This window comes from Methanothermobacter sp. KEPCO-1 (assembly GCF_008033705.1).
Lineage (GTDB): Archaea > Methanobacteriota > Methanobacteria > Methanobacteriales > Methanothermobacteraceae > Methanothermobacter > Methanothermobacter marburgensis.
Map to the genome: position 1 here is coordinate 1,407,822 of NZ_CP042937.1, position 22,234 is coordinate 1,430,055.

Genomic DNA, 22,234 nt, shown 5'->3' on the forward strand with positions numbered 1-22,234 from the left:
AGGTGATTAAATGGCACAGGGACAGCAGCCAATTCTTGTACTGCCCGAAGGTACAAGCAGATACCTTGGAAGGGACGCACAGAGAATGAACATCCTTGCAGGTAAAATACTTGCAGAAACCGTCAGGACGACCCTTGGACCAAAGGGAATGGACAAGATGCTGGTTGACTCCCTTGGAGACATCGTGGTAACAAACGACGGTGTCACAATACTAAAGGAAATGGACATAGAGCACCCAGCAGCAAAGATGCTTGTTGAGGTCGCAAAGACCCAGGAAGACGAGGTGGGTGACGGTACAACAACAGCTGTCATCATAGCAGGCGAACTACTCAAAAAAGCCGAAACACTCCTTGAAATGGAGATCCACCCAACAATAATCGCAATGGGTTACAGGCAGGCCGCTGAGAAAGCCCAGGAAATACTCAACGATATCGCAATTGACGCAAGCGACAGGGACACACTCATAAAGGTCGCAATGACCGCAATGACCGGTAAAGGAACAGAAAAGGCAAGGGAACCACTGGCTGAACTCATAGTTGACGCGGTCCAGCAGGTTGAGGAAGACGGCGAAGTCGAGAAGGACCACATAAAGATAGAGAAGAAGGAAGGCGCAGCCGTGGACGACTCAACACTCGTCCAGGGTGTCATCATCGACAAGGAAAGGGTTCACCCAGGAATGCCCAAAAAGGTTGAAAACGCCAAAATAGCACTCCTGAACTGCCCAATCGAAGTCAAGGAGACAGAAGTCGACGCTGAAATCAGGATAACAGACCCATCACAGATGCAGGCCTTCATTGAACAGGAAGAGCAGATGATCCGTGACATGGTCAACTCCATAGTCGAGACTGGTGCCAACGTGCTCTTCTGCCAGAAGGGTATCGATGACCTTGCACAGCACTACCTGGCCAAGGCAGGCGTCCTTGCAGTAAGAAGGGTTAAAAAATCCGATATGGAGAAACTCTCCAAGGCAACAGGTGCAAACATCGTCACAAACATCGAGGACCTCAGTGAGGACGACCTGGGTGAAGCAGGAATTGTCTCAGAGAAGAAGATCTCAGGCGAAGAGATGATCTTCGTTGAGGAATGCAAGGAGCCAAAGGCAGTCACAATACTCGTGAGGGGTTCAACAGAACACGTTGTAAGCGAGGTTGAAAGGGCAATCGAAGACGCAATAGGAGTCGTTGCAGCAACAGTCGAGGACGGAAAGGTTGTTGCAGGTGGCGGAGCACCTGAAATAGAGGTCGCAAAGAGGCTCAAGGACTACGCTGATAGCATAAGTGGCAGGGAGCAGCTTGCAGTCTCAGCATTTGCAGATGCCCTTGAGATCGTTCCAAAGACACTTGCAGAGAACGCTGGACTTGACAGCATCGACGTCCTGGTGGACCTCAGGGCTGCCCATGAGGAGTCACCCTACATGGGACTTGACGTCTTCGATGGTGAAATCGTTGACATGAAGGATGTCGGTGTAATAGAGCCCCACAGGGTTAAGAAACAGGCCATCCAGTCCGCTGCAGAGGCAGCTGAGATGATCCTCCGCATAGACGACGTCATAGCAGCATCATCCTCTGGATCCGATGAGGACATGGATATGGGCGACATGGGCGGAATGCCTCCAATGTAGGCACCCCCATAATTCCTCCTTTTTTCATGGCTTTTTCTGAATCAGAATAAGGGTACTTTCAGTTCCCTGAACCTCGAGTATTTTCAGTTTTGTAAATGCAAACCTGTTTTTTGAAGTCTGCTGACCCCATAAGTCCTTCAGAAAATTTCAGGAAAATGGAATATGACTCATTTTCCATGTGCACGGCTTCCTTATTCTCTGGCATCACCACAGGGCAGAAAGGTCATTGCAGATATTTAATTTTTCATGAACTAATGATCAGAAGGTTAGTGCAGAATTGGAAAATCCAAGTTGGCTCAGTTCAGTTTCTTTTATTTCACTGGACTCAGTACTCTTTTGGTATCCACTGCAGGAAAAAAATGAAATGGATGGTGGCTACCTTGAGAATATATGCACAGCTGCTGTCCCACCGGTTCCACCTATGTTGTGGGTCATACCTATCTCAGCACCCTCAACCTGTCTTTTACCGGCTTCACCACGCAGCTGCCAGACCACCTCAGCCGCCTGGGCGATACCTGTTGCTCCCAGTGGATGGCCACGTGCCTTGAGACCTCCTGAGGGGTTTACAGGTATGTCACCATCAATGCGGGTCATGCCCTCCTCAAAGGCCCTTCCACCTTCACCCTTCTCAACGAATCCGAGGTCCTCAACAGCCAGTATACCATTTATGCTGAAGCAGTCATGAACCTCAACAAGGTCTATGTCCCCTGGTGTCAGATCTGCCATTTTGAATGCGGATCTTGCGGCGTTCACAGTGGCGTCAATCCTGGTTATATCCATTCTATCGTGCAGTGCAATGGTACCTGATGCCTGTGCTGATGCCTTCACATACACAGGGGTATCCGTGTATTCCCTTGCCATCTCGGCGGGGCAGAGTATGACTGCTGCAGCACCATCAGAGATGGGTGAACAGTCAAGGAGTCGGAGGGGATCCGCGACCATGGTTGAGTTGATGACCTGTTCAACCGTGACCTTCATGGGGAACTGGGCCCTCGGGTTGTTTGAGGCATTCTCATGGTTTATCACAGATACCATGGCGAGCTGCTCCCTTGTTGTACCGTACTCGTACATGTGCCTCCTTGCCATCATGGCGTAAAGTGAGGGGAAGGTTACACCCTGCTGGGCCTCCCATTCCTGGTCGGATGCCGTTGCAATTGCAGGGGTGGGGTCAACAACGTCGGTCATCTTCTCAACACCTGCCGCTATCACAATATCATGGTATCCTGATGCCACGGCCATTACACCGCTCCTTAGGGCGAGTCCACCTGATGCACAGGCGGCCTCCACCCTGGTTGAGGGTATTGGTGTTAGCCCTGCATGATCTGCGATGAGTGAAGAAATGTGCTCCTGTTTTATGAAGAGACCCGCTGACATGTTACCAACGTACATTGCCTCCAGGTCTGCACCTTCAACTCCAGCATCCTCTATGGCACCGAGGCCGGCCTCGGTTATCATATCCCTGAATGAGACGTCCCAAAGTTCTCCGAATTTTGTCTGTGAGACTCCAATAATTGCTACATCCCTCATGTTATCACCATCTTAAGCCATCCTGAGTTTGCCCTTGAACTTGGCATAGAGCGCATAGTCAACGTATTTTTTGCGGCTGATTATTTCAGAAACGGTTGGGGCGAGGTCCCTCTTTCTCTCTATCTCATCGGTGACCTCTATTATGAATGCGTCACTTCCGGCCCCTGAACCATAGGAAACTGCAAGTATCCTTGCCCCTGGTTCTGCAACGTCAAGTGTTGCTGCAAGGCCTATTGGTGTTGCACCGGAGTATGTGTTGCCTATGACCGGTGTTAGGAGACCCGGTTTCACCTGTTCGGTTTCAAATCCAAGTTTTTTCGCTGCCTTCAGGTAGAACTTTCCGTTTGGCTGATGGAAAACCGCGTAGTCAAAGTCACCTGCAGAAAGACCGGTCTTTTTCATCATGCCCTTTGCAGCGCCAAGAACGTGTTTGAAGTAGGCTGGTTCACCTGTGAATCTTCCACCGTGTCTGGGGTAGGGCATTCCCTCCCTTCTGTAGAAATCGGGTGTGTCTGTGGTGAAACTGTAGGTTTCCATTATCTCTGCAAGACAGCTCTCATTTCCTATGATGTAGGCGGCTCCACCTGCTGATGCTGTGTATTCAAGGGCGTCCCCCGGCGCTCCCTGGGCTGTATCTGCGCCAACAGCAAGGCCGTATTCTATGATTCCTGAGTCAACAAGTCCCATACAGGCCTGCATACCTGCGGTTCCCGCTTTACATGCGAATTCAAGGTCAGCCGCTGTCATTTCAGGTGTTGCCTCCACGGCCTCTGCGACGATTGTTGCTGTTGGTTTGACTGCATAGGGGTGGGATTCTGATCCAACATATATGGCCCCTATCCTTGAGGGGTCTATCTGGCTCCTTTTGAGGGCGTTGCGGGCAGCCTCCACTGAGATTGTTGCGGTGTCCTCATCTGGACCTGGAACTGATTTCTCTTCAACAACCAGTCCCCTTGATATGGCCTGGGGGTCGTCTCCCCAGACCCTTGCTATTTCTTCAACCTTTATTCTGTATGATGGAATGTAAACTCCATATCCAACGATTCCAGCCATGAGTATCACACCATTAATATTAGTCTGGATCCTGTTATTATCTAGAATTAAAGTACTTATCCTTTGCTCTACTATCGGGGTTTCTAATATATATATCTGATATATGGCTGGTCACTTCCCCTGTTACGTGCAGATTACCTCCAGTGGAGTTTCAATTGGAATAAACAGTTAAAATCAGCCAGAAACAGTTTATCATGTACTCCAGAAATAACGTGTTACCGTCAGCAGAAGCAGTTTTTATGCGGTTGCCGGGATTTGAACCCGGGTCGCGGGCTTGGAAGGCCCGAGTCCTAACCAGACTAGACTACAACCGCTATGCGGCGTCCGGGATTTGAACCCGGGTCGCTGGCGTGGCAGGCCAGTGTCTTAACCAGGCTGGACTAACGCCGCAATTCGTAGGCATAGAAGAGATTTGAAATCATCCTATATAAAATTTTCTATTTTCCTCTCAGACGATTCATCTGGAGATCATCCCTCCAGTGGAACTGCTTTTACAGGGATCCACACAATTTATAAATGGAGGTTATCCATGGGGGCAGCATCCTCGTACAGCGGGAGGTTCCATGAGGTCGATGCCATGAGGGGCATCGCTGTTGTGATGATGATTGTATACCATGTAATCTTTGACCTTGACTTCCTTGGAGCAGTGGAACTGGATCTGAACTCACCCATCATCTGGCTCACCGGCAGGCTGGCTGCATTTCTTTTCATATTCCTTGTGGGCGTATCACTCAGCCTGAGCCACTCCAGAAGGGGCTCCGGTGTTCCTGGACATTACATCAGGAGGGGTGTCATGATATTCATTTACGGCCTTCTTATAACTGCTGCCACCTGGGTATACCCCCATGAGGGGTTCATAGTGTTCGGGGTGCTGCATTTCATAGGGGTTGCTGTGATCATCACATACCCGTTTGCAGGAAGAAGGGCACTCTCACTTATCGCAGCCCTCCTGGCACTGGCAGCGGGTATGCGGGTTTCAGGCTTGATGGTGGACACCCCCTATCTGCTCTGGCTTGGACTGAAGCCACCTGGATTTTACACTCTTGATTACTTTCCGTTGCTTCCATGGCTCGGCGTTGTCCTTCTCGGTATCTTCACAGGGGATACCCTCTATCCTGGATACAGGAGAAGATGGAATGGGGAGCTGCCAGGGAGAAACCATGCACTTGAATTTCTGGGAAAACACTCGCTGACCATTTACTTTATCCACCAGCCTGTAATACTGGCTTTCACATGGTTTTTAATGAATATTTAAATGTTCAGCATCAGCTCTTCTGATTTAGGCTGTCGCTGCCCATCCTTATGGATTAACTGGCAGTCAGCAAAACTGGGGTGGGATTAAAGGCCGATCTCTTTATAATGTAAAAAATTTATAAGCTACTTGAAACTTACAGTTACCAACAAGAGGAGGTAAAAGAGGAGGTAATATTACGGATGCAAAGAAAGGATTTATTCTGAGTTTTCTTCTTGCAGTTGCAGTGTACCTGATGCCATTACCGGGTCTTAAGGCTTCAGGGCACGCGGCAATATCCTTACTTGTTTTCGCGATTTCAATGTGGGCAACGGAGTCTGTTCCACTTGCAGTCACGTCCCTCATAATACTCTTTGCACAGCCACTTATCGGTGTCGGGAGCTTTGAAAATGCTGTTATAGGATTTGCAAACCCCATACTCTTCCTCATGATAGGCGGGTTCATAATGGCTGAGGCCATAAGGAAGAGTGGCCTTGCACAGAGATTCACCTACTACCTTTTAAGGAGACTTGGAACATCACCGGAGAGGGGTCTCTTTGTGAGCATATTCTCCACGGGTCTCCTCTCAGCGTGGATCGAGAACGTGGTGGCATTTGCCATGCTCCTTCCAATCATAAAGGAGATAGTGGATATTATGGGCTGTTCTGAGCCCGAGAGGGGGAGGAGTAACTATGCAAAGGCTATGGTACTCGGGGCATCATTTGGGTCCCTTGCAGGTGGCTTCGGGACGGAGATAGGGACAGCCCCCAACCTCATGGCTGCTGCCTACACCCAGATACCCTTCCTCAACTGGATGATCTTCGGGTTCCCCCTTGCAGTTGCAATGCTCTTTGTAATATGGGTTGTCCTCCTGAAGATATTCCCCAGTGAGGTCACAGCCCTATCTGACGGTGAGGCGGTTATAGGGAAGAAACTGATGGAACTTGGCACGGTTAAAAGGGAGGAGAAGGTCAGTGTGGGGATACTCCTATTTGCAATTCTACTATGGGTGACAGCTGGGTGGACAGGCATCAACAGCTACTCGGTTTCACTGATAGCCGCGGTGATGTTCATCTTCGCAGGTGTTATAACCTGGAAGGACGCCCAGAAGAATATTGACTGGGGACTCATCGTGTTCTTTGGGGGCGCACTCTCCCTTGGAAGCGCCCTGCTCAAGACTGGTGCCGCGGCATGGCTGATAAATGACCTTATAAGGATGCTGGGCTCTGATCCATCAACTATTCTTGTCATGGTGGTCCTCATGGTCATCGCAGTGCTTATAACGCAGGTGATGTCAAATATAGCACTATCAGCGATCCTTGTTCCACTTTCAGTGACCCTTGCAGGTGCACAGCATCAGCCGGTGGGTATATACGCGGTTCCGGTGGCCATAGCATGTTCACTGTCCTTCATGCTGCCAATGGCGGATCCAACCGTTGCAATGGCATATGGGTCTGGCTACGTTAAGCTCCGGGACATACCACGGGCAGGGATCCCGGTGATGGTGATAGGTATCATCCTGACGGTCCTCGTGATTACAACACTCGCGGTGCCATTCATAGCATAGAATCAACGATTCAGGCTTGTCCTGAATAAAAACCTTTTTAATTTTTTTTGGATGAGGTTCTTTAATTTTGGAGGGTTCCTTAGGAAGGGATTTTTTTGGATGAGGTTCTTTAATTTTGGAGGGTTCCTTAGGAAGGGATTTTTCTGGGGGTATGGGTCTTCTCTCAATCCCCTCCGATGATATCCTCAATGATGGAGAGGTCCATGTTATCCTCGACTATCTCAGCCAGACGGTCAATTGAGAACCTCCTTGAGGCATCGAAGTGGTCATCCACATAGTCAAGTTTTTCAAGTCCCTTCCTCTCCCTCAGAAGGTTGGTGAAGTATCTCCTGAATCTGAAGTTGTGGAATATGCCGTGGAAGTAGGTACCGGCCACGTTCCCATCAGCGGCACCATCGAATCCCATGGTGTATGTGTTACCAAAGCCCCTCTTCACCTTCATGAGGGGTTTAACGTCACCCAGGACTGTGGTTCCCTCATGAAGCTCATATCCCTCAACGGTTTCCCCTGCAAGACCTGAGAATAAGCCGGCGCCGGTGATCTCCCCGGCGCTGCTGGATATGATCTTACCATCACCTGTGAACGTGGTTTCACAGTCAAGGAGGTTAAGGCCATCAACGCTTCCCAGTTTTGACTCCTGAAGTCCCTCATCCACGACCCTCCTTCCAAGCATCTGGAAACCACCGCATATACCAAATACTGGTATCTCATGGCTCAGATCTCTGATCTCATCTTCGAAGCCATTCTCCCTCAGATACATGAGGTCGCTGATGGTGTTCCTGGTTCCAGGGATTATGATGGCGTCAAGGCCCTCAAGGCTGTCACCGGCCTCTATGAGCCTCACAGCAACGTCCTTCTCGTACTCAAGGGGGTCTATGTCTGTAAAGTTGGATATCCTCGGAAGCCTCATGACACCGATCTTCACATCCCCGCTTCCACGGTACTTGCGCCCTGAGAGTGAGGCTGAATCCTCCTCAGGAAGCCTCAGGCTATCATCATAGGGGAGCACGCCAAGCACAGGCACGCCGGTGATCTCCTCAATCCTTTCTATACCAGGCATAAGGATGTCAATGTTTCCCCTGAACTTGTTTATGACAACACCCTTTATCCGGGACCTGTCACGCTCATCGAGAAGCATTAGGGTGCCTGCAATTGAGGCGAAAACACCTCCACGGTCTATATCAGCAACAAGTATGACATCGGCGTCTGCAAGGTGGGCTATCTCCATATTGGCAAGGTCCCGGTCCCTCATGTTTATCTCGGCAGGTGACCCGGCCCCTTCAATCACGATGATGTCATATCGCTCCTTAAGGTAATCGAGGGACTCCCTTATGGCCTTAAGGGCGGTTTCCCGGAACCCTGTCTGGTACTCCTGGAAGTTCATGTTCCCGGCGGGTCTCCCGTGGACAATGACCTGGGATGTGAAGTCCTCCTTTGGTTTGAGGAGTATTGGGTTCATATGATATGATGGCCTGATGCCTGCAGCCTCTGCCTGGAGGACCTGGGCCACCGCTATCTCCCTGTTCTCATGGGTTGTGAAGGAATTCAGTGACATGTTCTGGGATTTGAAGGGGGCAACCCGGTACCCCCTCTTTGAGAATATGCGGCATAGTGCAGCCACAAGGACACTCTTACCAGCGCTTGATGATGTCCCCTGAACCATTATACATTTTGAACTCATTTATTCACCACTTCTGGGCTCCTGTGATCCTAAGATCTATTGATCACTAAAATCTTAAATACCTTGCCGGCATAGATATTATCTGAGACTGTTTGATTTATTATGTGGAGATGGTTGGATGTCCGGTGTTTCCCCTGAAATCCATTTACTGTCTGATGAGGACCTTAAATCAGTATTTGAGACGGTTATACATAACAGCCCCGATGGGGTGATCACTGTTGACTCTGAGGGCATTATAGTATTCTCAAACCCTGCGGCAGACAGAATGTTTGGATACACCTCCCTTGAGGGTAAAAGAGTGGATTTACTTGTTCCCGAATCCCTCAGGGATGACCTAAACGCCAAGATGAGAGAATACCGGATGGAGGGGAAGCACGAACTTGCAGGGAGGCTCTTTGAAACCACATCCCTCCGATCAGATGGAACTGAGTTCCCTGTTGAAATGAGCCTGAACCCTGCGCGAACATCAGGGGGCCTTTTTTTGACCTCAATAATCAGGGATATCTCAGAGAGGAGGAAAATGGGGGCTGAGATTCACAGAAGGGAGGAGCAGTTCAGGGACCTCTTTGAGAACGCCAATGATATGATACAGGCTGTCGACCCTGAGGGCAGATTTGTATATGTGAACAGGGCCTGGATGGAGACACTGGGTTACACTGAGGACGACCTTGAGAATCTCACCCTATTCGATGTGATACACCCCGACAAGCTGGATGAGTGCCACGAGATCTTCAGGCGTGTAATGAGTGGGGAGAGCATTTCCCTGGTTGAAACCGCATTCATAACAAAGGATGGTGAGAAGATCTTTGTGGAGGGAAACGTTAACGTTCGCATGAGGAATGGGGAGGTTGAGTACAGTAGGGCCATCTTCAGGGATGTGACAGAGAGGGTGAAGTTCCAGCGTGAACTCGAAAGGCTGGCGTCCATCGTGGAGTCCTCGGGAGATGCCATCGTAAGCTATGACCTTGATGGGACCATAATTGACTGGAACAGGGGTGCTGAGAGGATATATGGTTACAGTGCAGAGGAGGCCAGGGGACAGAATGTTTCGATGCTCATGGATGAGGAGGAATTTGAGAGACTCAGGAACCTCATATCAGAGGTGAGGTCAGGTAAACTTGTTTCAAATTTTGAAGCCAGAAGGTTAAGGAAGGATGGGGAGGAGATATGGGTTTCCATTTCACTCTCACCACTCAGGGACGTTAATGGTGAGATTATAGGAGTATCCACCATTGCAAGGGATATAACTGAGATTAAGAGGACACAGGAGGCCCTCAGGGCAAGTGAGGAGAAGTACCGTAAAATAGTTGAGAAATTTATCCAGAATGCCCTTGCCCTCATATCCGAGATAAACCGCTGACCCCTGGAGATACCTTTATAAGTGACATCACCATAAATTAAAATAAAAATTTGTAAGTAAAATATTTTAGGCAGAAGGGATAACAGTAAACTGTGATTTTATTTTAACCACTTCACTTAATGGAGGCATTCGAATAGAAATGAAACCCACCATTAAAAACTTCAGAATTGAAGAATCTGTTTCATATGAAAGTACAGATGATAAGAGGGAATCAGGGAGGAGCCTTTCATATGAAACCTCAAAGGATATAGATGTCCCTGAAAGACTCATAGATCAGATCATAGGTCAGGAAGAGGCAGTTGAGACCATAAAAAAGGCTGCAGAACAGAGACGTAACGTATTATTGATAGGTGAACCAGGGGTCGGCAAATCAATGCTGGCCAAGGCAATGGCAGAACTCCTGCCCCGGGAAAAACTCCAGGACATACTGGTTTACCCCAATATAGATGACCCGAACAACCCCCTCATTGGCACCGTACCCGCCGGGGAGGGCAGGAAAATCGTGATGAACCACAAGAACCGGGCCAGGGCACAGGATGAGAAGAAGAACCTCTTCATGATGCTCATAATATCATTCATCCTTGTCCTCGGGTTCATGGTTAATCAGTTCCTTGCAGCCATAATAGCAGCGGGTATAGTCTTCCTGGCCCTCCAGCAGTTCAGGCCAAGGAACACAGTCATGGTGCCTAAACTCCTGGTCAACAATGAGGGAAGGCAGGTTGCCCCATTTGTGGATGCAACCGGTGCCCATGCAGGTGCGCTCCTGGGGGATGTGAGGCACGACCCATACCAGTCAGGAGGCCTGGGCACCCCTGCACATGAGAGGGTCGAGGCCGGGATGATACACAGGGCCAACAAGGGGGTCCTCTACATAGACGAGATAGGGACCATGAAGATGAAGACCCAGCAGGAACTCCTAACAGCAATGCAGGAGAAGAAGTACTCAATTACGGGTCAGAGCGAGACAAGCAGCGGTGCAATGGTGCGCTCACAGGCAGTCCCATGTGACTTTGTTCTCGTGGCATCAGGTAACCTTCAGGTGCTTGAGGGCATGCACCCCGCCCTCCGCTCAAGGATAAGGGGATACGGTTACGAGGTCTTCATGAAGGACACAATGCCCGATACACCTGAAAACAGGGACAAACTTGTCCAGTTCGTTGCACAGGAAGTTGAAAAGGATGGAAGGATCCCTCACTTCAGCAGGGAGGCCATAGAGGAGATAATAAGGGAGGCCCAGAGGAGGGCCGGTAAGAAGGATTCACTCACACTCAAACTCCGTGAACTTGGGGGTCTTGTGAGGGCTGCGGGGGACATTGCCAAGAGTCGAGGCGCTGAACTGGTTGAGACCAGCGATGTTATGGAGGCAAAGAAACTTTCAAGGACCCTCGAACAGCAGATCGCAGACCGATACATTGTACAGAAGAAGAAGTACAGTGTCTTCAAATCAGAGGGAGGCGAGGTTGGACGTGTCAATGGGCTTGCAATAATCGGTGACAGGAGCGGTATCATCCTCCCGATAGCTGCAGAGGCAGCCCCAGCTCAGAGCAAGGAGGAGGGCAGGATAATCGCAACAGGTAAACTGGGTGAGATCGCCCGTGAGGCGGTTCAGAACGTAAGCGCCCTAATCAAGAAATACACAGGTACAGACATATCCAACTATGACATACACATCCAGTTCCTCCAGGCATACGATGGTGTGGAGGGTGACAGTGCAAGCGTCTCAGTGGCAACGGCAGTCATATCAGCCCTTGAGGAGATACCCGTGGATCAGTCAGTCGCCCTGACAGGCTCACTGAGCATACGTGGTGATGTGCTCCCTGTGGGTGGGGTTACAGGGAAGATAGAGGCAGCTGCAGAGGCAGGAATAAAGAAGGTACTCATACCCGCCTCCAATATGGGGGATGTCATGATTGAGAAGAGGTATGAGGATAAGGTTGAGATAATACCCGTTGAGACCCTCGGTGATGTCCTGGAACACGCCCTCATTGGTAAGGGCAAGGAGAGCCTACTTGAGAGGATGCAGAAAATAAGCGATATAGTACCCTCAATCATGAAGAAGCCAGCCATGCACTGATTTTTTCCGAAGGGGCTGGACTTTTTCCCATTTCAATTTCGAAGGTTTTCAATGGAGACGGGTCCTTTTAGTAGTAAAGGGTCCACCTTTAGGTCTGGAATAAAAAAATTATTTCATGGCCTCTGCAATCAGAGGAGCCACCGAGATCTCACTCACCTCAGATTTCAGGGTGTCCGTTGCAATCACCCGCTCAACACCTGCAGAGAATATCTTGAGCAGGGCATCCTCCACCAGAACAGGGTGGACACAGCACACGGTTATGCTTGAGGCCCCGCAGTTTCTTAAAATTCCTGCGGCGTTCACAATCGTACAACCGGTACTTATGATGTCATCCACCACCACGGCGTCCATCCCCTCAACATCCAGGTCCCGCACCCGGGTCTCAACGGTTTCAGGGGAAAGTCTAACCTTCTCCATGTAATCGCATTCACATCCAAGTATGCTGCTGACCTCCCTGGCATGGTCCATAGCACCCTTATCGGGTGCGATGATCACAGGATCATCCAGGAATGAAATGTGCCTGGCTATGAGGGGCATGGCAGAAAGTTCAGTTACAGGTATGGTGAAGAATTCGCTGAGACAGTTCTCATGGAGATTCACAGTTATGATCTCATCTGCACCAGCGGCCTCGAGGAGGTGGGCAACTATTCTGGCTGACACAGCCTCACCACCTTTGAAGCGCCGCTCCTGCCTCCCGTAACCGAAGTAGGGTACCACAGCCCGTACATAATCCGCCCCAAGATCCTTAAGGTTCTCCATCATGAAGAGGAGTTCCATGAGGTTTTCATCCTGAGGGTAACCTGTTGACTGAACAACGGTGACCTCACCATCAACCTCGCCCTTAACACGGATATAACGCTCCCCGTCAGGGAATTTACGGGTTTCAACTGGACACAGTCTATCATCAAGCAAATCTGCAACGCTGGCAGCCAGTTTCTGTGATGCTGAACAACCTATTATCATGAAAAATCACCATGCATGATTAACAATTTTTATATAGATAACTCTATTAATTCTAATTATAAAATTTTGTCAGACCAGAGAGGTGAAATGGTTGCATGAACTATCCATGGCCGATGCAATTGTGAGGACCGTCATCGATGCTGCAGAGAAGAACGATGCAGTTGAGGTCCTGGAGGTCACGGTTGAGATCGGTCAGCTCACTCTACTTAACCCTGAACAGATCAGATTCATGCTGGAGGTCCTCAGCGAGGGCACAATACTTGAGGGGGCAGATTTTAACCTTGAGGTTGTCCCTGCTGAAATAGAATGCGAATGCGGATATGAGGGCGTGGTTGAGGCCGATGAACTTGACCACCTTGCCCCGGTTATAAGCTGCCCTGAATGCGGGGGACATGAATTCCAGGTGAGGGCTGGCAGGGAATGCAACGTTAAGAACATAAAGATTGAGAAGAAGGAATAAAGGAGGAATTCCATGCATAAGATAGCAGAGGTTGAAATTCAGAATGATATTCTCCTTGCAAACAGAAAACTTGCCAGGAAAAACCAGAGGCGCCTTGACAGGTCAGATGTCTTTGCAGTTGATTTCCTTGGCGCAATAGGATCAGGGAAGACAACACTCATAGAGAGGCTCATTGAGAACATGGACAGGAAGGTTGCGGTCATTGCAGGGGATGTTATAAGCAAATTTGACGCGGGGAGGTTCGAAAGTTACGGCGTCCCGGTTGTCGGGCTGAACACAGGCAAGGAATGTCACCTTGACGCCCATCTCGTTGAACACGCACTGGAGGATCTTCCCCTTGATGATGTGGACATCCTTTTCATTGAAAACGTTGGTAACCTCATATGCCCGGTGGACTTCGACCTTGGATCACATATGAGGGTCGTTGTGGTGAGCTCCACAGAGGGCGATGATACGGTGGAGAAGCACCCCCTCATATTCAGGGAGGCAGACCTCGTGGTTATCAACAAGGCCGACCTTGCAGATGCGGTTGGTGCAGATCTTGATAAGATGGTTGAGGATGTTAAGAATATCAACCCCGATGTAATGGTGCTTAAGACCAGTCTTAAAACCGGTGAGGGTGTTCAGGAGATAATTGATGCCATTGAGGATGCCATGGTGGATTGAAATTTTATGGTGATCCCCTTGAAGGTATGGATTGACATTACAAATGCCCCCCATGTGAGGTTTTTCAGGGACATCATCACCCACCTCCAGGACGAGGGGGAGGATGTGATCATAACAGCAAGGAAGTTCGGAGATATCCACAGGCTCATGAACCTCTTTGGCTTTGAATTCACCTCGATAGGTAAACACGGCGTCACCCTTTCTGAAAAGCTTCTTGAGAGTACAAAGAGGGCCTACAAGCTCTCAAAATTTATAAGTGAAGAGAAACCTGATGTCGGCCTTTCAAAACATTCGATAGAGCTTCCAAGGGTCACATTTGGTCTTGGAATCCCCAGTGTCTATGTACTGGACAATGAGCATGCCCTTGCAGCCAACAAGCTGACACTCCCACTCTGTGATCATATAATCATGCCTGAGGTCATTGATCTCTGGGATATAATGAAGACAGGGGCTGACCCCAACAGGATAACGAGGTACAGGGGGTCATCTGAGATAATCCACTTCCAGAACTTTGAGTACAATGAGAACATCTTTGAGGACCTGAACCTGAAACTTGAAAGGGAGAAGACCATACTCATGAGGCCGGAACCATCTCTGGCCTCCTATCTGGATGCTGACTGCCATGAATCTGTGCTCACGCCGATAGTGGAGGTTCTAAAGGATTACGCCAACATACTCATCATCCCAAGGTTCAGGGAACAGGAGGAGATCTTCAGGGGATATGATAACGTCACCATAATCAAGCCGCCGGTTGACACATTCAGCCTCATGAAGAGGTGCGACCTTGTAATCGGGGCAGGGGGCACCATGAACAGGGAGGCCGCCCTACTCGGCACGCCGGTCATATCCTGTTACCCTGGAAAGCCGCTTTCGGTTGACAGGTTCTACATTGAGAACGGGCTGATGTACAGGTCAACCGATGTTGATGAGATAGTCAACTTGGCACTGAGGCTTCTTGTTTCACGAAAGGGTACGAAGGAAATCAAGACAGACGACCTTTTCAGAATAATAATTGACAGTGTCTATGAGGCCGCTGATTCGGGACTTAAAAGGTAGAATTGATGGACTGGCCGGGATTTGAACCCGGGGCCTCCGCCATGCCAAGGCGACGCTCTACCAACCTGAGCTACCAGCCCCAACACAGTATACATTAAGTCTTTTCATATTTAAACTTAACCCTTTAACAGTTCTCCAGCTCATAATATATCCGGGTGGTTGGTTTGATCTTAAGGAACGTGAGGGAGGAGGATTTCACTGCAATAGCCCAACTGGCATTTAGATGTCCCCCCATGGTTACAGAGAGGAACTCCATCTACCACATCTTCACAAGGTTCTTCAGCAGCACCTCCTTTGTTGCAGAGGAGGATGGAAGAATCAGGGGCTTTCTTCTGGGATTCATATCCCAGGACAACCCTGATGAGGCATACATTCATCTTCTGTGTGTCTCACCACAGCTCAGGGGAATGGGCGTGGCATCCCGGCTTCTTGAGGTCTTCACGGAAACTGTGGAGCAGAAGGGTGTTCATGTGATATACCTTATAACAAAACCGGTTAACCAGAGGGCGATAAGATTTTACCTTAAAAATGGGTTCAGGGCGGTTGAGAATGGTGAAACCGTTGATGCGGGTCCCGTGAAGGCGTTGGCAGATTACAATGGTCCCGGTGAAGACATGGTGGTATTCAGAAGGCTGATCTGATGCTGGAAGACCGCAGGGAATACATCACTCTTATCCCAGCATGGTTGCTATGGGTCCGGAAAAACTTTTTAAGATGACCCCCAAATAAGGATGTATCTGATAATCTGATAAATTTCTGGAGGATTAAATTGGCCCTCATAGCACAGAATCACCTTCAGTTCATAGTCGAGGTCGGCATCATAATGTATGCGGCCATGATATTCCTGCTGAACCTGGCACCCCTTTCCCTCAGCATGATACTGTTCCTCTGCCTGGTGCTGGGGATAGGATTCAATATAATATTTGGCCTTGATGTTGTGGCGCTCTTCATGTCCTTCGGGCAGAGTGAATTCACACACCCATTTGGTCCCATAGCACTCCTTGTTACCATATCATCACTTGCAGCCCTTGCAATCATGGAGGAGTCCGGGGTTGATGTAAGGGGACTCAGGGGATTCGTTTATATCCTTATGGCGGGTATCACTGTTTTTGGAGGTCTCATGCACAGATCATTCCTTCTACTATGGCTCCTGGGACTGCTGATAGGTTTTTTCCTCATATCAAAGTCCATGAGGCAGAAGTCCATCATAACAGTTAAGAGGGTTCTGGGTTTTGCTTTCATCGCGGTCGCAGGATTTGGGGGGCTGGAGTTACTCTCAAGGATACTCCAGATGCCTGTTTTAAGCCCCCTTCTCCGTATAGAGAGGCTTGAGACCTTTTCACTTCCAAGCCTCAAACTTGTACTCAAGAACACCACCCTCCTTGGACATAACCCCATGTCATCCTACTGGGGTGAACTCTCAAGCGGATTTGCAGACGGCTACATTTCACTGCCACTCCAGCTTATACTATTCTTTGGCCTCCCCTTCCCGGTCTTCTACGGCATACTGGTCAACAAGAAGGATGTGATAGATTACATGGTGCCTGGAATATTTGGATGGGCATATGACTTTGGTTACATTACAATGCTCTTCCTTTTAATCTGGTGTGCCGGCATCATCATCATGGGCCTTCGGATGCTCCACATGTACCGTGATATGAGGGAAAATGGCTCAAAAACATACCTTGGAAGGGAGGTCCTCCTCACAGGTGCACTTGCAGCCTTCATGTCCCAGGCCCTCATAGGACTATTCATAATAAACAGGACAATAAACGGGACAGCGCTCATGACATTCATATTTCTCAGCTCACTCATATTCGCCACCATATTCGGGGTGAAGGAATAAGTATTCAGGGAGTGTATAGGATGAAGAAAGCTTTGATGGTACTCGGATGCCCGGAGTCCCCGGTGCAGGTTCCCATAGCAATTTACACATCACACATACTCAGGAAGAAGGGGTTCAGTGTCACCATAACAGCAAATCCCGCTGCAATAAGGCTTGTGCAGGTTGCGGATCCAGAGGGTGTATACACTGGTGAACTCACCGACCTTGACTCCTGCCTCAATGAACTATCTGAAGGGGACTATGAATTCCTTGTAGGCTTTGTACCCAATGATGCTGCTGCTGCATACCTTGCAACCTTTGCAGGGATACTTAATACAGAAACACTGGCAGTTGTATTTGAAAGAGATGCAGATACCCTTGAAAAACTGGTTGATGCGGTGATGGAAGGTACAGAAGCCGGCATAATAGCCGCAAGGGCACACCACAACCCCGCCCCACTGAGGGTGAGGATAGACAGATTCCTGGAGGAGATCTGATGTCATTCTGCATAGAGACCTACCTGCAGCAGTCCGACGACTATGAAATCCACATGACCCGTTCAGGGTTCAGGGAATGCGCAGCCTTCATTGAGAAAAAGGCAAAAATGGTTGTCCATATAAGGCCAGGCGAGAAGATACTGGGTGCAAGGATAATAGGCATACCCCCGGTACCTCTGGGTATAGATAGGGAGCGTTCAACCGTGATGATACCCTACACAAAGCCCTGCTATGGAACAGCTGTCATAGAGATACCCGTCGATGAAGATGAAATAGAGAGAATACTTGAAGTTGCAGAGCACTGACGGTGATAGAGTGATCACAACGGTGGTTGGAAGCTACCCCGCAACCCCCCGGGGACCCGAAACATTAAGGGAGCGAATCTCAAGTTTTATTGGATCCTATGATGCCTGCAGACCTGCCATAGAGACCGCCGTGAGGGACCAGGTAAGGGCGGGTGTTGACATCATCTCAGATGGACAGGTGAGGGGAGACATGGTGGGCCACTTTGCAGAGGCAATGGGTGGCATGACGGTAAAGGATGGAGTATCAATCATATTTTCAAGAATAACAGCTCCCGCAGGGTCTATAGGGTCCGATGACCTCAGATATGCAATGGGAATCCTCAGGAAACTTAAAGATAATGAATCAGGGGGTGTTAAGGGGATAATCACAGGACCATCCACCATGGTGCACGCCTCAAGGATAGAGGGATTCTACAGCCCCCAGAAGAGGGAGAAGGCAATTATGGATATGGCAGATGCCCTTAAAGTCGAGGCGGAACACCTCCAGGATGCAGGGGCAGTCATGATACAGATAGATGAACCATTCCTATCAACGGGTATGGTGGATATGGGGGCAGCAAGAAGGGCTGTTAAACGCATTTCAGGGGCCCTTGATGTTGATGTCTCACTCCATGTCTGCGGTGACATCAGAGGGGTTATTGGGGAACTCCTCACATTTCCCGTTGAGATGCTGGACCTTGAGTTTGCAGGAAGACCATCAAATCTTGAAGTGCTGGCAGATAAATGGAGGGGTGATAAAAAACTGGGATTCGGCTGCGTTGACACATCGAAGGAGGCGATTGAGTCCACTGATACCATAAAAGACCTTATTAAAAGGGGTGCTGATATAGTCGGGGAGGATAACCTCTACATAGACCCTGACTGTGGAATGAGGAAACTTCCAAGGGAGGTGGCATTCACCAAACTCAGAAACATGGTGAAGGCTGCATCAGAGTTTTAGGGGGTTCAAAAATGGCCTATGAGATAAGCGTCGAGGAAATTGCAGAGGGCTGGCTTAAACTGGTTGAGAAGATAATGCGTGATGGAAGAGAGATAAGGGATGAAAGGGGGTCCCTGACAAGGGAGGTCATGAACACGGTTGTGACAATAAAGAACCCCCTCGGCAGGTCAGGCGACTTTTACCACCTCCCGGGCAGATCACTCATCAACATCAGGGTCCCTGAGGGGTACTTCTGGAGTGGAGAGAAACTCTCGAAGTACTCAGAACAGTTCCTCTCAGATGACAGGAAGGGATTCATATACACCTACGGGAACCGTCTGAGGGCACACTTCGGCGTGGACCAGGTGGATAAGGCAGTGGAGAGGCTGAAAAACTGTAAAGAGTCCAGAAGGGCAACCATGATCACATGGGACCCTAAAACGGATACTGGGAGTGATGAGGTTCCATGCATGATCCTCGTGGACTTCAAGGTGAGGGATGGGAGGCTCTTCACCACCGCACTCTGGCGCAGCCACGACATCTACGGCGCATGGTTCCCCAACGCCGTTGGCCTGACCTACCTTGCAGATCACGTTGCATCAGAGGTGGGGGTTGATGTTGGACATATAACCATCCACTCCATTAGCGCTCATATATATGAGGTTAACTTCAAAGAAGCAAAAGAGGTGATTGAAAATGGTTAGTGTGAACATTGAGGCAAAGAAAATAGTCGACCGGATGATCGAAGGCGCAGATGACCTTAAAATAAGCGTTGATAAACTTGAAAATGGCTCAACAGTCATAGACTGTGGTGTTAACGTTGATGGTAGCATAAAGGCCGGTGAACTCTACACCGCGGTGTGCCTTGGAGGCCTTGCAGATGTGGGCATATCAATACCCGGTGATCTATCAGAGAGGTTCGCCCTTCCATCAGTCAAGATAAAGACAGACTTCCCGGCAATCTCAACACTGGGCGCCCAGAAGGCAGGCTGGTCAGTCAGTGTCGGTGACTTCTTTGCACTTGGTTCAGGACCTGCAAGGGCACTGGCACTTAAACCGGCAGAGACCTATGAGGAGATAGGCTACCAGGACGCGGCTGACATTGCAGTGCTCACCCTTGAAGCAGATAAACTCCCAGGGGAGGACGTCACAGACAGGATTGCAGAGGACTGTGATGTTTCACCTGAGAACGTTTACGTACTCGTGGCCCCAACCTCATCCCTTGTTGGTTCAATACAGATCTCAGGCCGTGTGGTGGAGAACGGTACCTACAAGATGCTTGAGGCACTCCACTTTGATGTTAACAAGGTCAAATACGCCGCAGGTATCGCCCCAATAGCCCCAGTGGACCCTGACAGCCTGAAGGCAATGGGTAAAACCAATGACGCAGTCCTCTTTGGAGGCAGAACCTACTACTACATAAAATCAGAGGAGGGTGATGACCTGAAATCCCTTGCAGAGAAACTGCCATCATCAGCCTCTGAGGGCTACGGTAAACCATTCTATGACGTATTCAAGGAGGCTGACTACGACTTCTACAAGATAGACAAGGGTATGTTCGCACCAGCAGAGGTCGTCATAAATGACCTCAGAACCGGTGAGGTCTTCAGGGCAGGTTTCGTCAATGAAGAACTCCTGATGAAGTCCTTTGGACTTTAATTTATTTCTTAACTTTTTTCTGGAGCAGCAGTTCATGCCATCAGTATCAGTAACTCACTGCCAGTCCTATGACCCTGAAGAGGTCAGGGATGGTGTTAGGGAGTGCCTGGATCACCTTGGGGGTGTTAAAAAATTCGCATCACCCGGTGACAGGGTCCTTCTGAAACCCAACATGCTCATGGCGGCCCCTCCTGAAAGACACGTCACAACACATCCAGCGGTTATCGAGGCGGTTGCAGAGCTCTTCATAGACACCGGGGCGGAGGTCAGAGTTGGGGACAGTCCAGGCGGATCCTTCAGGAATATAGAGAAGTTCTGGAGGGCCACAGGGATACTTGACGTGGCAGAGAGGCTTGATATTGAACTCATAAACTTTGAGGCATCTGGGTCATACATAATGGGAGGGGAGGGCTACCCCATCTCAAGGCCGGTTGTGGATAGTGACACCGTTGTCAACCTCCCCAAGCTCAAGACCCACTCCATGACCATCTTCACCTGTGCTGTAAAGAACATGTACGGTGCTGTACCAGGCTTCAGGAAGGCGGATTATCACAGGGAACACCCGGGGCCATCTGAGTTTGCTGAGAAGCTCCTCGAGATCTACCTGCTTGTAAATCCTGCACTCACAGTGGTGGATGGGGTTGTGGGGATGGAGGGCAATGGTCCCTCAGGAGGGGATCCAAGAGACCTTGGGCTTCTTCTGGCATCAGAGGATGCACTGGCACTTGACGTTTACATACCCCTGCTCCTGGGGATGGACCCGTTCAGGGTACCTGTGAATGAGGCTGCACGGCGGAGGAACCTTGCTCCTGACCCTTCAGATATAGAGATTCTGGGATTCGGGGCTGAAGTGGTGGATGACTTCAGGTGGCCCTCCAACATATACTACACCCTTGATCTGCTTCCATCGGGTCTTGCACGTGCGCTCATGAAACTCTGGTGGTCAAGGCCGGCCATAGACCCTGAAAGGTGCAGGAACTGTAATGTATGTGTTGAGAGCTGCCCTGCCGACGCCCTGAAGTCTGGGGCGCTGGTACCAGAGTTTGACTACTCCAGCTGCATCAACTGCCTCTGCTGCATGGAGGTATGCCCACACAGGGCTTTCTACCAGGATAAAAGCCTCCTCTACAGGCTTACCAGTCTGTTCTCGGGGGTGCTCAAATAGCTTTTTTTATGAAGGTTGACTGTGAGGCGCACACCAAAACTTTTATTGATATCTGATTCTGGGGGAACCCCACAAACCCCTGATCTGGTGAGGCGCACACCAAAACTTTTATTGATATAGGGCCATAACTAAAACCGGTGTTTCCATGGAATTCTATACAGAGGAGATTCCACTGCGAACCTCCATGCGGGTTGAACTCATTGATATAACCTCCATGGTTTCAGGGGTCCTCGCGTCATCCGGAATAAAGGAGGGAATACTGAACGTATTCTCAAGGCATTCCACATCAGCGATATTCATAAATGAAAATGAGACACGGCTCTTGGGGGACATAGAGTCAATGCTCTCAGGTATGGTGCCTTCAGGTGGTTCATATGGCCATAATGTAATAGATAACAATGCCGATTCCCACCTGAGGGCCGTGCTCCTTGGTGGGAGCCAGACTATTCCGGTGGTAAACGGGAAGATGGACCTGGGCACATGGCAGAGCATATTCTTTGCTGAACTTGACGGACCAAGAAACAGGAAGATCAGGGTTTCGGTTGCTGGTAAGCCCTGAAGGTTGGTTATTGGGGGCAGGGTTTCTGTGTAAACCCTAACCCAGT

22 protein-coding genes and 3 tRNA genes are annotated in these 22,234 nt (G+C 49.6%); 17 read left to right on the top strand and 8 right to left on the bottom strand.

What is annotated here, in order from left to right:
• Nucleotides 1-10 precede the first annotated feature (10 nt).
• Nucleotides 11-1,621 (top strand): thermosome subunit alpha, encoded by a 1,611-nt coding sequence (gene thsA, locus FVF72_RS07575; protein WP_147671756.1) that lies wholly within the window; start codon nt 11-13, stop codon nt 1,619-1,621.
• Between the two features lie 58 nt (nt 1,622-1,679).
• Here the strand turns inward: thsA and FVF72_RS09270 are convergent, their stop codons facing one another.
• From FVF72_RS09270 to FVF72_RS07595, 5 genes are all read right to left on the bottom strand, one after another.
• Complete coding sequence (locus FVF72_RS09270) at nt 1,680-1,826, bottom strand: hypothetical protein (protein ID WP_187239626.1); 147 nt, start codon at nt 1,824-1,826, stop codon at nt 1,680-1,682.
• A 170-nt stretch (nt 1,827-1,996) separates the two neighbouring features.
• Entirely contained in the window at nt 1,997-3,148 is a 1,152-nt protein-coding gene (locus tag FVF72_RS07580) for a thiolase domain-containing protein (protein WP_147671757.1), read from the bottom strand.
• A gap of 12 nt (nt 3,149-3,160) precedes the next feature.
• Nucleotides 3,161-4,201 carry a hydroxymethylglutaryl-CoA synthase gene (locus FVF72_RS07585; protein ID WP_147671758.1) on the bottom strand — a complete coding sequence of 347 codons (1,041 nt, stop codon included), beginning with the start codon at nt 4,199-4,201 and terminating at the stop codon, nt 3,161-3,163.
• Nucleotides 4,202-4,441: 240 nt separating this feature from the next.
• A tRNA-Gly gene (locus tag FVF72_RS07590) sits at nt 4,442-4,515 on the bottom strand.
• A gap of 2 nt (nt 4,516-4,517) precedes the next feature.
• Nucleotides 4,518-4,591 (bottom strand) — tRNA-Gly (locus FVF72_RS07595).
• Between the two features lie 139 nt (nt 4,592-4,730).
• Here FVF72_RS07595 and FVF72_RS07600 point away from each other — a divergent pair.
• Both FVF72_RS07600 and FVF72_RS07605 read left to right on the top strand, forming a co-directional pair.
• Nucleotides 4,731-5,456 carry a heparan-alpha-glucosaminide N-acetyltransferase gene (locus FVF72_RS07600; protein ID WP_147671759.1) on the top strand — a complete coding sequence of 242 codons (726 nt, stop codon included), beginning with the start codon at nt 4,731-4,733 and terminating at the stop codon, nt 5,454-5,456.
• A 199-nt stretch (nt 5,457-5,655) separates the two neighbouring features.
• Nucleotides 5,656-6,999, top strand: coding sequence for a DASS family sodium-coupled anion symporter (locus FVF72_RS07605; RefSeq protein WP_255503822.1), 1,344 nt, complete (start codon nt 5,656-5,658; stop codon nt 6,997-6,999).
• Nucleotides 7,000-7,162: 163 nt separating this feature from the next.
• On the opposite strand, the gene cobQ is transcribed toward FVF72_RS07605, so the two are convergent.
• A complete protein-coding gene (cobQ, locus tag FVF72_RS07610; protein ID WP_147671761.1) occupies nt 7,163-8,680 on the bottom strand; it encodes a cobyric acid synthase CobQ in 1,518 nt (505 codons plus the stop codon).
• A gap of 118 nt (nt 8,681-8,798) precedes the next feature.
• On the opposite strand from cobQ, the gene FVF72_RS07615 reads away from it, so the two are divergent.
• Nucleotides 8,799-10,040 carry a PAS domain S-box protein gene (locus tag FVF72_RS07615; protein ID WP_147671762.1) on the top strand — a complete coding sequence of 414 codons (1,242 nt, stop codon included), beginning with the start codon at nt 8,799-8,801 and terminating at the stop codon, nt 10,038-10,040.
• 139 nt (nt 10,041-10,179) lie between these two features.
• A complete protein-coding gene (gene lonB / locus FVF72_RS07620) occupies nt 10,180-12,114 on the top strand; it encodes an ATP-dependent protease LonB (RefSeq protein WP_147671763.1) in 1,935 nt (644 codons plus the stop codon).
• A gap of 108 nt (nt 12,115-12,222) precedes the next feature.
• On the opposite strand, the gene FVF72_RS07625 is transcribed toward lonB, so the two are convergent.
• Entirely contained in the window at nt 12,223-13,077 is an 855-nt protein-coding gene (locus tag FVF72_RS07625; protein WP_147671764.1) for a ribose-phosphate diphosphokinase, read from the bottom strand.
• A gap of 91 nt (nt 13,078-13,168) precedes the next feature.
• Between FVF72_RS07625 and hypA the strand changes: the two genes are divergently transcribed.
• The 3 genes from hypA to FVF72_RS07640 are packed head-to-tail and all read left to right on the top strand — an operon-like array spanning nt 13,169 to nt 15,259.
• On the top strand, nt 13,169-13,537 hold the full coding sequence (gene hypA / locus FVF72_RS07630; RefSeq protein WP_147671765.1) for a hydrogenase maturation nickel metallochaperone HypA: 369 nt from the start codon (nt 13,169-13,171) through the stop codon (nt 13,535-13,537).
• A 12-nt stretch (nt 13,538-13,549) separates the two neighbouring features.
• Nucleotides 13,550-14,203, top strand: coding sequence for a hydrogenase nickel incorporation protein HypB (hypB, locus tag FVF72_RS07635; protein WP_147671766.1), 654 nt, complete (start codon nt 13,550-13,552; stop codon nt 14,201-14,203).
• A 9-nt stretch (nt 14,204-14,212) separates the two neighbouring features.
• The gene (locus tag FVF72_RS07640; RefSeq protein WP_147672024.1) at nt 14,213-15,259 is read left to right on the top strand and encodes a DUF354 domain-containing protein; all 1,047 of its coding nucleotides are present in this window, start codon (nt 14,213-14,215) and stop codon (nt 15,257-15,259) included.
• A gap of 6 nt (nt 15,260-15,265) precedes the next feature.
• Here the strand turns inward: FVF72_RS07640 and FVF72_RS07645 are convergent.
• Nucleotides 15,266-15,339, bottom strand: a tRNA-Ala gene (locus tag FVF72_RS07645).
• A gap of 75 nt (nt 15,340-15,414) precedes the next feature.
• Between FVF72_RS07645 and FVF72_RS07650 the strand changes: the two genes are divergently transcribed.
• From FVF72_RS07650 to FVF72_RS07690, 9 genes are all read left to right on the top strand, one after another.
• Nucleotides 15,415-15,900, top strand: a complete 486-nt coding sequence (locus tag FVF72_RS07650) for a GNAT family N-acetyltransferase (protein WP_255503692.1) — start codon at nt 15,415-15,417, stop codon at nt 15,898-15,900.
• Between the two features lie 128 nt (nt 15,901-16,028).
• Nucleotides 16,029-17,105, top strand: coding sequence for a hypothetical protein (locus FVF72_RS07655; protein WP_147671768.1), 1,077 nt, complete (start codon nt 16,029-16,031; stop codon nt 17,103-17,105).
• Between the two features lie 20 nt (nt 17,106-17,125).
• Nucleotides 17,126-17,581: a DUF1890 domain-containing protein gene (locus tag FVF72_RS07660; protein WP_147671769.1), complete on the top strand. Its 456-nt coding sequence runs from the start codon at nt 17,126-17,128 to the stop codon at nt 17,579-17,581.
• Nucleotides 17,581-17,886, top strand: a complete 306-nt coding sequence (locus tag FVF72_RS07665; RefSeq protein WP_147671770.1) for a DUF1894 domain-containing protein — start codon at nt 17,581-17,583, stop codon at nt 17,884-17,886. Before FVF72_RS07660 ends, FVF72_RS07665 begins: the two co-directional genes overlap by 1 nt.
• Nucleotides 17,887-17,896: 10 nt before the next feature.
• Nucleotides 17,897-18,826 carry a methionine synthase gene (locus FVF72_RS07670; RefSeq protein WP_147671771.1) on the top strand — a complete coding sequence of 310 codons (930 nt, stop codon included), beginning with the start codon at nt 17,897-17,899 and terminating at the stop codon, nt 18,824-18,826.
• Nucleotides 18,827-18,837: 11 nt separating this feature from the next.
• Nucleotides 18,838-19,509 carry a thymidylate synthase gene (locus FVF72_RS07675; RefSeq protein WP_147671772.1) on the top strand — a complete coding sequence of 224 codons (672 nt, stop codon included), beginning with the start codon at nt 18,838-18,840 and terminating at the stop codon, nt 19,507-19,509.
• Entirely contained in the window at nt 19,502-20,464 is a 963-nt protein-coding gene (gene mch / locus FVF72_RS07680; RefSeq protein WP_147671773.1) for a methenyltetrahydromethanopterin cyclohydrolase, read from the top strand. Before FVF72_RS07675 ends, mch begins: the two co-directional genes overlap by 8 nt.
• A gap of 34 nt (nt 20,465-20,498) precedes the next feature.
• Nucleotides 20,499-21,629 (top strand): DUF362 domain-containing protein, encoded by a 1,131-nt coding sequence (locus tag FVF72_RS07685; protein ID WP_013295983.1) that lies wholly within the window; start codon nt 20,499-20,501, stop codon nt 21,627-21,629.
• Nucleotides 21,630-21,774: 145 nt separating this feature from the next.
• On the top strand, nt 21,775-22,188 hold the full coding sequence (locus tag FVF72_RS07690; protein ID WP_013295982.1) for a secondary thiamine-phosphate synthase enzyme YjbQ: 414 nt from the start codon (nt 21,775-21,777) through the stop codon (nt 22,186-22,188).
• The last annotated feature ends 46 nt before the right edge of the window (nt 22,189-22,234 follow it).